Origin of the sequence: Candidatus Marimicrobium litorale (assembly GCF_026262645.1) — a bacterium.
In the GTDB taxonomy this organism is placed as follows: Bacteria; Pseudomonadota; Gammaproteobacteria; order Pseudomonadales; family Halieaceae; genus Marimicrobium; species Marimicrobium litorale.
This window is the reverse complement of sequence record NZ_SHNO01000001.1, coordinates 3394162-3407538: the sequence shown is the minus strand read 5'-3', so window position 1 is coordinate 3407538 and position 13377 is coordinate 3394162. Positions and strand designations below refer to the sequence as shown.

General features: G+C 54.1%; 12 protein-coding genes. 8 read left to right on the top strand and 4 right to left on the bottom strand.

Features of this window, described 5'->3' with window-relative positions:
- Positions 1-56 precede the first annotated feature (56 nt).
- On the bottom strand, positions 57-1805 hold the full coding sequence (locus EYC82_RS15315) for a thiamine pyrophosphate-dependent enzyme (RefSeq protein WP_279250417.1): 1749 nt from the start codon (positions 1803-1805) through the stop codon (positions 57-59).
- Between the two features lie 256 nt (positions 1806-2061).
- Positions 2062-2835 carry a 3-keto-disaccharide hydrolase gene (locus EYC82_RS15310; protein ID WP_279250416.1) on the bottom strand — a complete coding sequence of 258 codons (774 nt, stop codon included), beginning with the start codon at positions 2833-2835 and terminating at the stop codon, positions 2062-2064.
- A 542-nt stretch (positions 2836-3377) separates the two neighbouring features.
- Between EYC82_RS15310 and EYC82_RS15305 the strand changes: the two genes are divergently transcribed.
- The 3 genes from EYC82_RS15305 (at position 3378) to EYC82_RS15295 (ending at position 5485) form a co-directional block, all read left to right on the top strand.
- Positions 3378-3926: a DoxX family protein gene (locus EYC82_RS15305; protein WP_279250415.1), complete on the top strand. Its 549-nt coding sequence runs from the start codon at positions 3378-3380 to the stop codon at positions 3924-3926.
- A gap of 181 nt (positions 3927-4107) precedes the next feature.
- Positions 4108-4953 carry a DMT family transporter gene (locus EYC82_RS15300; protein ID WP_479723000.1) on the top strand — a complete coding sequence of 282 codons (846 nt, stop codon included), beginning with the start codon at positions 4108-4110 and terminating at the stop codon, positions 4951-4953.
- Positions 4954-4957: 4 nt separating this feature from the next.
- The gene (locus EYC82_RS15295) at positions 4958-5485 is read left to right on the top strand and encodes an MOSC domain-containing protein (protein WP_279250413.1); all 528 of its coding nucleotides are present in this window, start codon (positions 4958-4960) and stop codon (positions 5483-5485) included.
- Positions 5486-5732: 247 nt separating this feature from the next.
- Here EYC82_RS15295 and EYC82_RS15290 read toward each other — a convergent pair whose 3' ends face one another.
- Complete coding sequence (locus EYC82_RS15290; protein WP_279250412.1) at positions 5733-6920, bottom strand: pectin acetylesterase-family hydrolase; 1188 nt, start codon at positions 6918-6920, stop codon at positions 5733-5735.
- Between the two features lie 454 nt (positions 6921-7374).
- On the opposite strand from EYC82_RS15290, the gene EYC82_RS15285 reads away from it, so the two are divergent.
- The 5 genes from EYC82_RS15285 (at position 7375) to EYC82_RS15265 (ending at position 11841) form a co-directional block, all read left to right on the top strand.
- Positions 7375-7914, top strand: a complete 540-nt coding sequence (locus EYC82_RS15285; RefSeq protein ID WP_279250411.1) for a PepSY-associated TM helix domain-containing protein — start codon at positions 7375-7377, stop codon at positions 7912-7914.
- A 275-nt stretch (positions 7915-8189) separates the two neighbouring features.
- Positions 8190-9461: a putative DNA modification/repair radical SAM protein gene (locus tag EYC82_RS15280; RefSeq protein ID WP_279250410.1), complete on the top strand. Its 1272-nt coding sequence runs from the start codon at positions 8190-8192 to the stop codon at positions 9459-9461.
- Positions 9462-9470: 9 nt separating this feature from the next.
- Positions 9471-10418, top strand: coding sequence for a TIGR03915 family putative DNA repair protein (locus EYC82_RS15275; RefSeq protein WP_279250409.1), 948 nt, complete (start codon positions 9471-9473; stop codon positions 10416-10418).
- A 293-nt stretch (positions 10419-10711) separates the two neighbouring features.
- On the top strand, positions 10712-11317 hold the full coding sequence (locus EYC82_RS15270; protein WP_279250408.1) for a DUF1214 domain-containing protein: 606 nt from the start codon (positions 10712-10714) through the stop codon (positions 11315-11317).
- On the top strand, positions 11314-11841 hold the full coding sequence (locus tag EYC82_RS15265) for a DUF1254 domain-containing protein (protein WP_279250407.1): 528 nt from the start codon (positions 11314-11316) through the stop codon (positions 11839-11841). Before EYC82_RS15270 ends, EYC82_RS15265 begins: the two co-directional genes overlap by 4 nt.
- A gap of 246 nt (positions 11842-12087) precedes the next feature.
- Here the strand turns inward: EYC82_RS15265 and EYC82_RS15260 are convergent, their stop codons facing one another.
- Positions 12088-13371, bottom strand: coding sequence for an inorganic phosphate transporter (locus EYC82_RS15260; protein ID WP_279250406.1), 1284 nt, complete (start codon positions 13369-13371; stop codon positions 12088-12090).
- Positions 13372-13377: the final 6 nt, after the last annotated feature.

Here is a 13377-nt window from a genome sequence, read left to right as displayed (position 1 = left end):
GAATACCTTCGCTTACACAACATTATTTTGTCGAATTTCTATTCAGGAACTTTCCTTCACGACCTAAATCCCATGAACTCATCACGCCACTCTTTCCACACCTCGTGATCGCCTTTCACTCCAAGCACAGCTTCTTTTATCTTCGACAACCCAAAACCCCACACCTCGTCGATTTTAATGTGAGGGGGCATAACCAATTCTCCAGAGCTCACAATCGCATCAATAATAAAGGGCTTGTCAGATGCAATCGCTTGCTCAATCGCTGGCACGATGTCTGCCGCATGCTCTACACGGACACCATCACCTCCACACGCTTTTGCATAAGCCGCAAAATCCGGGTTAGTAAGGCCCGTAGCCTCATCATTTTTGGGCATGCCAGCCACCTGCATCTCCATTGCCACAAACCCGAGCTCACTGTTGTTAAACACGAGAACCTTTATCGGCCAGTTATATCTGACGGCGGTTACAAAATCGTTCATGGACATACAGAAACCTCCGTCCCCACAAAGTGCCCACACCTGACGCGAGGGAAACAGTGCCGCCGCACCGAGTGCTGTGGGCAAACCAGGCCCCAGCGAACCATGATTAAAACCACCGACCATCCGCCGGTCTTGCGCCATAGACATGTTTCGTGCTGTCCAGACGGTACATTCGCCGACGTCAACGGCAAAAATTGCGTCGTCATCCGCCGAATCACTGACTGCCTTCGCAAATAACTGGGGATGCAAAGGCTCGTCTTCGCGCGATAGGCTCGCCTGACTATCGACATGCTTGAGCCACTTATCTCTCATGGAGAGTAAACGGTCTCTGAACTCGCTAGATTTTTTTTCAGCCTCAATCAGCGGCAGCAGAGCCCGCACTGTTTCGCCCGCATCACCTACCAGACCCAAACTAACCGGGCCTCGTCTACCGATATGGTCGATTCTCTGGTCGACTTGAATTATCGGCCTGCCATCCGGCAAAAATTCTGAATACGGAAAATCGGTACCCAGCATAAGCAAAACATCGCAGTCGTTTACCGCATGAAACCCTGCAGGACTACCTATGTTCCCGGTTAGCCCCACCACCGGACCATCCGAGTAATCAAATATGTCTTTCGCGCGCAATGTATGTCCAATCGGCGCACCAAGCTTTGACGCGAGCGCCAGGACATCACTCTTTGAATCGCGACATCCGATACCGCAGTATACGGTCACGCGTTTACCGCTGCGGAGAATTTCCGCTGCTTTTTCCAATTCCTCCAACGGCGGCGTGACCCGTGGCATCTGATGGACCATAGGGTGAGTGTAATGCTCTCCGAGAATATCTTTCGGAAAAATATCAGCCGCAACTTCAATGCGAACGACCGCGCGTTCCGCCAACGCTTTCTGAACAGCAATCTGGATCATGCGAGGCACCTGCGCAGGCGTCTCGATCACCGCCTGATACGCACAGACATCATCAAACACCTTCGTCAGGTCCATTTCCTTGTGAAAATCGCTCCCTCGCTGGGCTGTGGGAACCTGTCCCGTAATCGCTACCACGGCACCGCCCTCTTTTTGGGCGTTATAAAGGCCGTTAATCAGGTGCAGCGCACCGGGCCCGGCGGTGCCAGCGCAGACACCGATGGCACCGGAAAGTTCTGACTGTGCGGCAGCGGCATAGCCCGCATGCTCCTCATGCCTGACCGTAATCCAGTTAAAGCGAGGGTCGTTTATTGTCTCCAGCACAAATGGATTTATAACGTCACCCACGACACCGAATACATCCCGCGCTCCGGCTTCTGCCAGCACATCGAGAATCGCCTGAGAAATACTGCGCGCCATTTGAAACCCCCTAATTATCTTGATAATCAGAATAAACGAACTCAGAAGTATAGGACAAATCAAGGGTGGGTGATGCACGCAATCGCCAGTTTCTCCCGATCCCGACAGCATTACCTCACATCCGAGTCAACGCAATTAACAATGCTATTTGGCGCAAGGCGGCCAGGCGATCAACTGTCTCGCTCTAGCCTGTTGACACCAACAAGACCGTGAAGCAATCACCGGTCAGGCTACTATTCCAGCATTGTCGTAATGACTATCTGGCAAGAATCTTGATATTACGAAAGGAGACCGCGTTACCGTGGTCCTGCAGCAGAATATGGCCGTCTTTCCACTCGCCGAATCCGGGAATCTTACTGTACTTGCTACGCGCCACGGTAGCGCTAAATTCAGGGGAGCTTCGCTCATACTCGAGAAGCTGCTGGCCATTAAGCCAGTGCTCAACGTGCTGTCCCTTGGCTATGATGTGGGCCGAGTTCCATTGTCCCACAGGGTTAGAGTGTTTCTCGGCATTAGCTGCAATCAAGTCGTAAAGTGATCCCATCGTGCGATTACCACTACGACCTTTTTGGGCATCGGGGTGCTTCTCGTCATCGAGTATTTGAAATTCCAGTCCGATTGCTGATCCGGTCTGTGTCTTCGAGCCATCGCCGGTGATCGGATCAAGATTTGGCTGGCAAAAATACTTGATGCCGCTGTTGGCCCCAGGCGTGATCTTGAAGTCCAACTTTAGCTCGAAATCCGCGTAGCGCTCTTCAGTCACGATGTCGCCGCCCTCGGCAGATTCCCCACCGCCGCTTTCGAGCACAGTGAGAACGCCATCATTCATCACCCAGCCGGCCTTGGGGAACGAATCAGATCTGGCACTGCGCCAGCCTCGAGACGTTTCCCCGTCCCAGAGTAACTTCCAGCCCTGCGATTTTTCAGCGGCACTCAGCCTGTTGTTGGCGCCTTTCCCCTCAGAATCCGCAAGGGTATGCCCTGAAAGGCTCAGCGTGAGTAGGAAAATCAGAAAAGGGATTGCTCGCATCGCCACGCAGTATAGGGCGAGTAGAGCAGCAGAAGCGAGAAAAAACTACACTCAGCGAGTGACCAACGGCTCTGCTTGCCTGGCCAGCTCGCTCTAATCGCTCTATCCCGGCCCTGCCAGATAATTCTGGGCTCACTCTCTACCCTGTCGGTACCAAACGCCGGTTTACCGCGCTCCAGATTGATACTTTTACGATGCTAGAAACCTTATTGCTAAGAAAAAGTAATTAGTTCGACACATCCAGCGTCTATTTCCTATACTGATCTGCAACTGGACTAGCTTTGAGAGAGTGATGCGGCATGTCGATAAGGCTCACTAATGCATTGGCCCCGGCGAAAACTCATTACCTGATAATGGGAAGTTTGACCGGCCTCGGACTGATTGCAGCCTGTATTGCTATTTTCACTGTATCGCGGGATGTTTTGCCGTTAAGTGCCGGGCTGTTCACAATATCGTTTTTGACCATTTCGACGGCAGTGTGGCTCTTCGTTGTGCCACGGTTCTTTGTACCTGGATATTTAATTGGTTTGTTAGCAATGCTAATGGGTTGGCGCATAGCAGGCCTGTTAGAGGTCGATCTGGTTGCATGGGCGCTCTTACCTGCCTTTTTATGTGCAGTCGTTGTTTTTTTTATTGTAAGACGGGAAGACCTGCGGCGCACAATGCCGGTGATGGACGGAACCGGCTGGGGTCTTACGTTCCTGCGCATTTATGTCGGGTTTGATCTTGTTCCCCACTTCACAGAAAAGCTTTTTGCAGGCCCTGTAACGCGCTTGGACGATATCAACAGTTTTCAGTCTATGGGGCTGTCCGGAGCGTTTTATTTTGTATTGGTTGCAGGCCTTTGTGAATTGGGCATCGCTATCGGAATCGGCCTGGGCTTCCTTACCCGCCTCGCTGGATTCTGCGCGGCACTCTATTACTTCATAGCGACCTATCTTGGCGGTCATTTCAGCAATGGGTTCATCTGGGCGTCTGAAGGGGGTGGATGGGAATACCCGGCATTGATGATCGCTATTTTTCTCTTATTTTCGGTCATCGGTGCGTCCCGTTTTTCATTGGATGATACGCTGCGCCGCACTGTTCGTTGATCATGTTTCGAGATCACGCTTTCCGGTTTTTGTGCGCCGCTGTATCGTATTGAACAGGCGCGGCCCACGTATTTTCCGCAGTAAAAAATCGGTTTTTTGAGCGCCGCACACGGGACGACTGACAAGGCTGTAAATGCAGGCACCACAAACAAAACATTGGCTCCTGCTTGGTACGCTGAGTTTGGCCTGGGGATTCGCCTTTTACCTGATTGCAGTTGCTCTTGAGTCCTTCCAGCCGCTCACAATCGTCAATATCCGCCTCGCTGTAGGTGCGACGACTCTGTATTGGGTCATGCGCTGGAAGGGGCATCGCTTCCCCCGAGAAGGCCACTGGTGGGGCAGGTTTGCGCTGCTCACCCTGTTGGGTAATCTGATTCCGTTTTCACTGATAACCTGGGCGGAGACCGAGATCAGTAGTTCACAGGCGGGCCTGCTCATGGCGCTGATGCCAATCAGTACCATGGTTCTGTCGCACTTTTTCGTGCACGGGGATACATTGACGCCGCGCCGGCTGTTTGGCGTTTTTCTCGGTTTTGGCGGAGTGGTCGTACTTGTTGGCGGCGAAGCCCTGGAAGGAATGGGCGGCAGCGCGCTGCTGGCACAGCTGGCGGTATTGCTGGCCACGCTGGCGTATGCCAGCAATGCAGTGCACGCCAAACGCCTACCGCCGATCGATACGATCGTAGTCTCCACCGGCTCATTGGGCGTGGGTGCGCTGATGCTGCTGCCGTTTACTCTCTACCTGGAACCACCCGCCGCAATAATGCCCTCTCTGGATGCACTCGGCGCTACCTTGACTCTTGGAATCGTTTCAACCGGACTGGCTACATGGATGTACTTTCGCGTGGTCACCGATTGTGGGCCGTCATTCCTATCCATCATTAACTATATTATACCCGCCATTGCCTTCGCTGCCGGCGTGCTGTTTCTTAATGAGAGTGCTCAGCCCAGTCAGTTCGCCGGATTACTGCTGATTCTGGCAGGCATAGCACTGACCCAAAACCGTCCGCCGGCGAGGCCAGCATAGACTCATGAAAAAACGCACCAACCCACTGGATCGTTTCGCCCGCGACCTGTCTCCCGGCGTTCTCGAATGGATAGGCCTTCGAACTGAGCGACGCGGTCAACTCGCCGAAGTGAATCAGGTTGTCGCCATTGAAGGCGCGGGGCTAGAGGGGGACCACCGCACAGCTAAAGCCAACGGGTCCGCGCGTCAGGTCACCGTCATTTCTCGCGAATTCATTGAGCAGATCATTCACTTCACCGGCATTGCGGAGCTGCACCCCGGTTTGTTACGTCGCAATCTGGTCGTATCCGGCATCAACCTCAACGCCCTGCGCCACCAGCGCTTCGAAATCGGCGACGCCTTGTTCGAGGCAGGGGCGTTGTGCCACCCCTGCTCCCGCATGGAAACCGCACTGGGCAAGGGTGGCGTGGCTGCCATGATCGGACACGGCGGCCTGTGCTGTAAAATCCTGCGAGGCGGTACCATTGCACTGGGAGATACCGTTAGCGTGAGGCATCAGGGTGATAATCTGGATTTATTCGATACGGAATGATGCGGGTTACGGAGACGGCGTCTCGTTTTTGAACGCCAAAGACCGAGAGAGCACCGCCCTTCTAGAGATAAGGTGTTCCTGCCTAACCTGTTTCGACCAGCCGTGGGTTTGTCAGCCACCGCCACCAGCACTTCCCCGTGACAGAACAGCGCCGTCCCCTATGTGCAACACTTTCCCCCACTGGCATCGAGCCATAACACGCGTGCACCCGCCTTATGCTGAACAGCACGTGGGCGCATCAGTGGCGCTAGTCGCTGACCGAAACCCAGTCGGGTGAATCGTCCAGTTGAGCGCGGATGAAATCGAACACGGATACACCGCCATTAATGCCAACGCCAGACGTGGCCTCGGGGTCTCGCTGAACGTAAGTGTGTGTGCTGCCGTCAACTACCCAGCTGCGGACCCTGTCGGGATGACGCACTTCCATATCTGCCAGCTCAGGAATCAAAGCGGCCTCATGAGCCGGCCCGCCGATTTGCAGAAAACCCAAAGCAATAACTGAATCCTGCTTGGAAGAAAGGTAAGAACGCCTTGTCAGAGTATCGACGTCTAGCTGCCAGCTTTGGTAGTCACTGAGATGGCCGTCTTCACCCAAGCATGGCAAGCCAGAGCAATCCTCCGGGATAAAAGCGCTTTGGTTCCAATCACTCATCAACAACATCAGGTAGCTCTGATCGTCTGGAATACCGATCCCGACGCCGGAATCATTGACCAGTTCGATGGGGACGTCTGGGTACAGGTGCCGCACCAAGGGGAGCGCGAATGTCGTGCCATAGGCTCCAGCGCTAGCCCCTGTCAGCAGGATGCGGCTGGGGGACGGAAACGCATTGACGGCCACATCCAACGAAGCGGAGAGGTTATGCAGACCCCTTTGACGAGTCTCGGGCGTGCCATCGCCATCATAGTCGTTGTCCGCGTCACTGGCATGCAGGCCGCCATCGCAATAGGGCAAATAGACCTGATTCCAGCTTTTAACCGGGTTATCCTCGCGAGCGGGGTCAAGAATTCCGACCTGCGGAATACCCGACTCGGCTGACTCCGTCGCCGAGCAGAGAGTTGACCAGCACGCGCCTCCCCCTTGCAAAAAAATCACCAACTCGTCTGACCCTTGGTTAAACGTGCCCATGCGATACTCAGAGCCATCCAGGCACAGGGGCCCATCGCCGGCACCAAAGGTATGGGCGACCACCCCGCTCTCCAATGTCTCGGAGGTCATGGGCGTGTACAGCCCGAGGTAGCGCGCGATGCCACTGTCGATCAGCTCAGCGAAGGGCTCCCCACCGCCGTCGACACCGCCTGAGCCGCTATCTCCGCTGTTCGAGTTATTACTGCTGTCAGAGCAAGCCCCCACTAACGCTGCGAGGCACAGGGTCGATGCGAGGCGCACCCACGCAACGTGAGAGGCCTTGCGCACCATTTTGGTAGTTTTTTTCATAGTGCAGAGGCCCTTTTCGAAAATATACGGTTAAAAGAAGCGATGGATGACGCACAATCACTGGGAGAATAGGACCCTTACGCTCTGAATAGTTCCGTGGATCACCCCAAAAAGGGGTAAATATTCACTTAAAGCCTCCAGTGCTGCAGTGCTTCGGGCATAACCATGCGTTCAGCGCTTTGCTGCCCCCGTCGCAATCCAGCCTTGGAGTGCCCAGAGGCGGGCCCATCACCGCCCCCATTGGCTGTTATCCAACGAGCGCAAATATTATCACTATCGAAGCAATGCTGCCTATGAATCGCGCGCGAGCACTAGCTATACTCCACCTCGATGCGTGCGCACAGCGACACCACGAGTGTTAATCGCACAGAGGCCTTTGCGGCCCGTACACGGTAGCCACGTCACGCTTTGTACTGGTTACTTTTTATCCAACCCCTTTCGGCGGAACTCATCCATGAATCGCAAACTACTCATTACTGTTCACATGTATCTTGCCGCGTTCTTTGCACCCGCAGTGTTGCTTGTCGCGATCTCAGGCGGTCTTTATTTACTGGGCATCAAAGGCGAGGTGACGCAAGCCGTCATTTTTCAGAGTGATGAAATCACGATCGATAGCGACTCAGCCGCGCTTGGGGCGGAGGTAGCGAACCTGCTATCCATCGCCGGAGTAACATCATACGATTTCGACTATGTAAAGGTGAAAGGGACCAGCCTTTACACTCGCCCAACCTCTTCCGACCACTACGTCATTAAAATCAAGCCAGGCCACCTTGACGTTATACACGCACAACCCGATCTTCAGAGCCGATTGATCGAGTTACATAAGGGCCATGGTCCCGCGGCGTTCAAAACGTTTCAGCAAGTTTTTGCCCTTGGGCTGGTGATTATTATCCTGTCCGGACTGTGGCTCGGACTATCCGCCGCACGTCTTCGGAGGTCTACCCTGATGACACTCAGTGCGGGGGCTGTAGTTTTCGGGCTGCTGTTACTTTAAGCCAAGCCGGTCACTGCGCGGGCCCGCATCTCTCAACCTTAGAGGGGCCAATCGAGTCAAAAAAGCGATCGTCACCGCGCCGACTCACAGCAGCACACTCGCCGAATCAGCTAGGCACGCCGGGGGTGCATCGAACAATGCGTTGTGATTGATCGCCATACCTGCACTGACCCTGCCCGCTGTTCTGCGCTGACTTGCCAGCGCCGAAATCCCTTGAATCGAGTCTCTCTTTTAATTACTGTATGTACATACAGTAATCGGTACAGGCTCACACATTGGACGTTCTCCAAAAATTAGAGATTCTGGCGGATGCCGCAAAGTATGATGCGTCGTGCGCCAGCAGCGGAACAGAGTCTCGTAATTCCCTCAAAAATCAAGGTATCGGGTCAACAAGCCCCGGCATGGGTATCTGCCACAGTTACACCCCTGATGGAAGATGCATTTCTCTACTAAAAATTTTACTCACCAACTTCTGTCTGTATGAATGCGCGTACTGCGTTAATCGCACATCCAGCAACGTCCCGAGGGCGCGTTTCTCTATTGATGAGGTGGTTAACCTGACCATGGAGTTCTACAAACGAAACTACATCGAAGGCTTGTTCCTCAGCTCAGGCATCATAAAAAGCGCCGACTACACAATGGAGCAGGTGGTGGCAGTTGCGCGAAAGCTCAGGCTCGAGCATCGCTTTGGTGGATACATACATCTTAAAACCATACCTGAAGCCTCACCCGAATTGCTCGCCGAAGCCGGCCTCTATGCTGATCGACTGAGTATAAACGTGGAACTGCCCTCCGAGACCTCTCTAAAACGCCTCGCGCCCGAGAAAAACGCACAGTCTATCGTGCGATCAATGGCTAATCTGAGCAGCGGAATTGAAGAATACAAAGAATCCAAAAAACTGGCCCGCAAGAAGGCAAACAAGAAACTCATTGCGCCTAAATTTTCCCCCAGTGGCCAGAGCACGCAAATGATCGTAGGTGCGGATACATCCAATGATGCGATTATTCTGCGCAAGGCAAGCCAGCTGTACCAATCGTTTAAGATGAAACGGGTTTATTATTCGGCGTTTAGCCCGATACCCGATGCATCATCAGAACTGCCGTTAAAGTCTCCGCCATTAGTCAGGGAGCACCGCCTGTATCAAGCCGACTGGCTGCTTCGCTTCTACGGTTATGGTATTGATGAGCTGACTGACGTGACCAATGACAGCCCCTCACCTGGAATGCTATCTCTTGATGTCGACCCCAAGCTGGCCTGGGCCATTCGCCATCGAGATGCGTTTCCGGTCGATCTCAACCGCGCCGATTTCGAGACAATATTGCGCGTTCCCGGCATAGGCGTCATCAACGCTCGTCGGCTGGTCGCGCAACGCAAGGTAGCGGCACTTCGCTATCAAGATCTGAGTAAACTTCGCTTGCCCATCGAAAAACTGAAATATTTTGTTACAACAATAGACCATCACCCTAAACCCACCCAATTAGACGCGGCCAATTTTTCGAGCTTGTTTATTGCGCAAAAAAGTCAGCAAATGAACCTTTTTGAATGAGCAAGGCCTATGTATTCCTTTTCTGTCACTGACTTCGATGGCTGGCGAACAATCGCCCGGACATTGTTACAGGCCAACGTAGCGCCTTCAAACGTGAGCTGGCAGCCTCCGGAACAACAGGGCCTCTTTTCGCCAAGCTCTCTGGAGGCCATCATTGATCCTGCAAAACCAGTGAGCAGCAGTGGCACCCACACGATACCGCGAGAGTTCCTGCAGCGCGCTAAACAGGCAGCCTGCTTTTCAGACATAAAAGACTCCGCAAGAAAATGGTCAATCCTGTATTCCTTGCTGTGGCGCATCGTGAACGATGGGAAAGAAACGCTACTTTTGACCTCTGACCCGGAAGTGCGTTACCTGGACAGCATGTGTAAAGCGGTCAGTCGTGACAAGCACAAAATGAAAGCGTTCGTGCGCTTTCAGCAGGTAGTGAACCACGACGTTGAGGTTGTCAGTCCAGAATCCGCAGAGGGTAATGCTGAATATTACGTGGCATGGTTCGAACCCTCGCACGCCATAATCGAATCGGTTGCGCCGTTTTTCGTTAAGCGTTTCACCGGGATGAGCTGGTCAATTCTGACCCCCGGTGGTTGCGCCCATTGGGATACGGCACAACTCACCCTATCGGAAGGAGTAGTGAAGCCTGACATCGATACTGATGCGTTTGACATTTTTTGGAAGGCTTACTATCGCAATATCTTCAACCCTGCACGCTTGAAAGAACAGGCGATGAGAAGCGAAATGCCCAAAAAATATTGGCAATACCTGCCGGAGGCGACCTGTATTAAAAACTTGACCAGAGGCGCAGCCGCAATTACTGCGCAAATGATTGATGCGCCAGCGACCAATAGCAATCGCGCCCGTGACAAATCCCAAGCGGTCGCTCAGTTTCAAGACACGCTGCGGCTAAACAATCGCATCGACCAGACTACGGGCACCTCCACTGACAAACCGCGATAAACAACGGTATGTTGTTTATCGGCTCGCACAAGCCAGCTCCGCTTGGGTATTGAGTTACCCTGCCTCCCCCCGATTATTGATACGTGAACCCACAGCCATGAGCTGACACTGCACCAATATACCCCGGCTGCCCGCTGCCCGCTGCTACCAAACCAGACTCATCGCAAGCTTTTCGACACACATTAGCGCTTGTTGTCTGCTCATTCAGGACGAATCTGATTAGTCTTGCGTTTTTCTGGATGTCATACTGCCCCCATGCAATTTTTCATGACGTCGCCAAAAAAGGAGTCGCTGTGCTGAAAAATCTGTCCAAGCTGACTGCTGCCGCAATCATCACCCTGGTGCTGTCGGCCGTCTTGCTGGCGCGCACCATCGGTGCAGGCTTGAATGGCATGAACCTGCAGAACGGGGATTGGGTGACCAGCACCGCTACAGGCACGAAAGACGCCAACATCCTGTTAAAAGCAGGGGTAGCGCTGGGTGGTTTGCTGGCATCGGCTCAAGAAGACTCGATGTATTACCGTCTCAGTGCAATAAACGGTGAACCGTTGCGCCTGAATTGTCGCTACCGCATCGAAGGCAGGGACTATGACGCAAACTGGTGGAGCGTCACCGCCTACGGCTGGGACAATTACCTGATGCCCAATTCACAGAGACGCTATTCTTTCAACAATGAAAATCTGATACGCAAGGTCGATGGCAGCTGGGTAATTACGGTTGCGGCAACCGAACAGCCGGGCAACTGGTTGCCAATTGGGCCCGCCGGAGCACCCGCATGGCGTAAGTCTACCAGTCACGACTTCGACTTATTGTTGCGCCTGTATACGCCAGGGGAGGCGTATCTGAACACACCAAGGTCCGCGCCACTGCCCAGGGTGACCCGGGAGGACTGCCAATGAAACTGTTGCAATGGTTGCTCGGTATTGTCGTCTGCGCGTGGGCAGGCCAATACGTGCTGGCGCTGCTATTGCCTTACCTGGCGATGGAAGCACTCTACTTCCTTGGTGATAAGCGACAGGGACACAACCAGCTGGTGGTAGCAGCGGTGCCCGACGAGAACTCCCGCCACGTGGTGCGTCCCAGCCCTGACCTGCTCTATGCCAGCTGCATCTATAATCTAAAAGAAGGTGCGCTGACGATAGAGGCGCCAGTCCCTGCGCGCTACTGGTCCATGCAGTTCTACCAGATGAACACGGACAACTATGCCGGAATCACCAACCAGCGCGCCGAGCGAGACCGGGTCGGAAGCATAGCCAATGTGACCCTGATAAGCGCCGATCAATCACCTGAGAACTATGAAGGTGACGTCATACAGTCACCCACGTCACGGGGCGTGGTGCTATTGCGCGCATCGGCGATGGGAGATCGATCACAACAGCAAGCCGCCCTGGACGCCAGCATCTGCCGACCGGCCGACCCCTAAAAAGCCAACGCATCAACGGGCTGCTTTTTACGGCAGCTGGGCATTTACCCAGTGGCTAGTTTGGTCGACCAACGATACGGCTTTTCATCACTGACGGTAATTCCGTATTCTCTCGGATTATGCTTTGCCACTCGGCAGGAATGATTGCAATCACACGAGATGTCTGTCGATGCCTGTGGCAACCGGCCGCGTTGTTCTCTACCCGCACACCCATTCAGACAATGTAGGCTGACACGTGATCGCCACCTACTGCACGCCGAAAATACCCTTGAACAGGAAGAAAAATAAAATCGCCAGACCTGCGCCAGCCGGTAACGTAATCACCCAGGAGGCGAAGATATTACCGATGACGCCGATATTCAGCGCACCGATACCCCGGGCGAAGCCAACGCCCAGCACCGCTCCCACCAGCGTATGGGTAGTCGATATAGGCAGCCCCGTGCCCGACGCAATCACCACCGTAGCAGAGGCACCCAATTCAGCGGCAAAACCCCGACTGGGCGTCAGTTCAGTGATTTTCTTACCCACCGTCACAATCACGCGCCAGCCGTAGGTGGCCAGGCCCACCACGATGCCAACCGCGCCGACCAGTAAGATCCACCAGGGTACCGCGGACTTGGCCGCGATTTCTCCGCCAGATTGCACAGTGCTTGCAACCGCAGCGAGGGGGCCTACCGCATTGGCCACATCATTGGAGCCATGAGCAAAGGCCATGGCGCAGGCGGTGAAGATCATCAATACGCCGAACACCTTTTCTACCGAGGCAAACCGCTGTGTGCCACCGGTGACCTCCTTGATGTTGCGTATCATTAAGGTACCGAGGGCGGCCACCAGCAGCCCCACACCGGCAGAGATGGGTATCGCGTTCGCAAAGGTACTACCGAGGCCCAGATCCAGATCCAGGCCGACGTGTTTGAGCCCCTTCAGCAGAGTGACCATGGAAATCATAAATCCCACCATCCACATGTAGACGGGGATATACTTCTTGGCCCGACGGAAGGGGTCTTCAGTATCGAGGATGAGGGCCTTAACGCTCATAAAAAGGCCGAAGGAAATAGTGCCGGCCAGCAGTGGAGACACGATCCAGCTCGCCACAATGGTACCGACCTTACCCCAATTCACCGCATCGGCAGATATGCCCACAGCGGAAAAACCAACGATGGCGCCGACAATAGAGTGGGTAGTGGAAACCGGCCACCCCTTGATACTCGCTATCATCAGCCAGGTGCCCGCCGCGAGAAGTGCGGAGAGCATTCCGTAGACCATGAGCTCCGGGTTGTCGTCCATGATTGACGGGTCGATGATGCCCTTCCGAATCGTCGAGGTGACCTCGCCACCGGCGAGATATGCCCCCAAAAATTCGAACAGCATAGCCACCAGAATGGCCTGTTTTAGCGTCAGTGCACCCGAACCCACCGACGTGCCCATCGCATTCGCCACGTCGTTGGCGCCAATCCCCCAGGCCATAAAAAAACCAAAAAGGCAGGCCATGATCAAGAAAATAGTCCCGTATTGGGCGATGATCTCCATACTGGC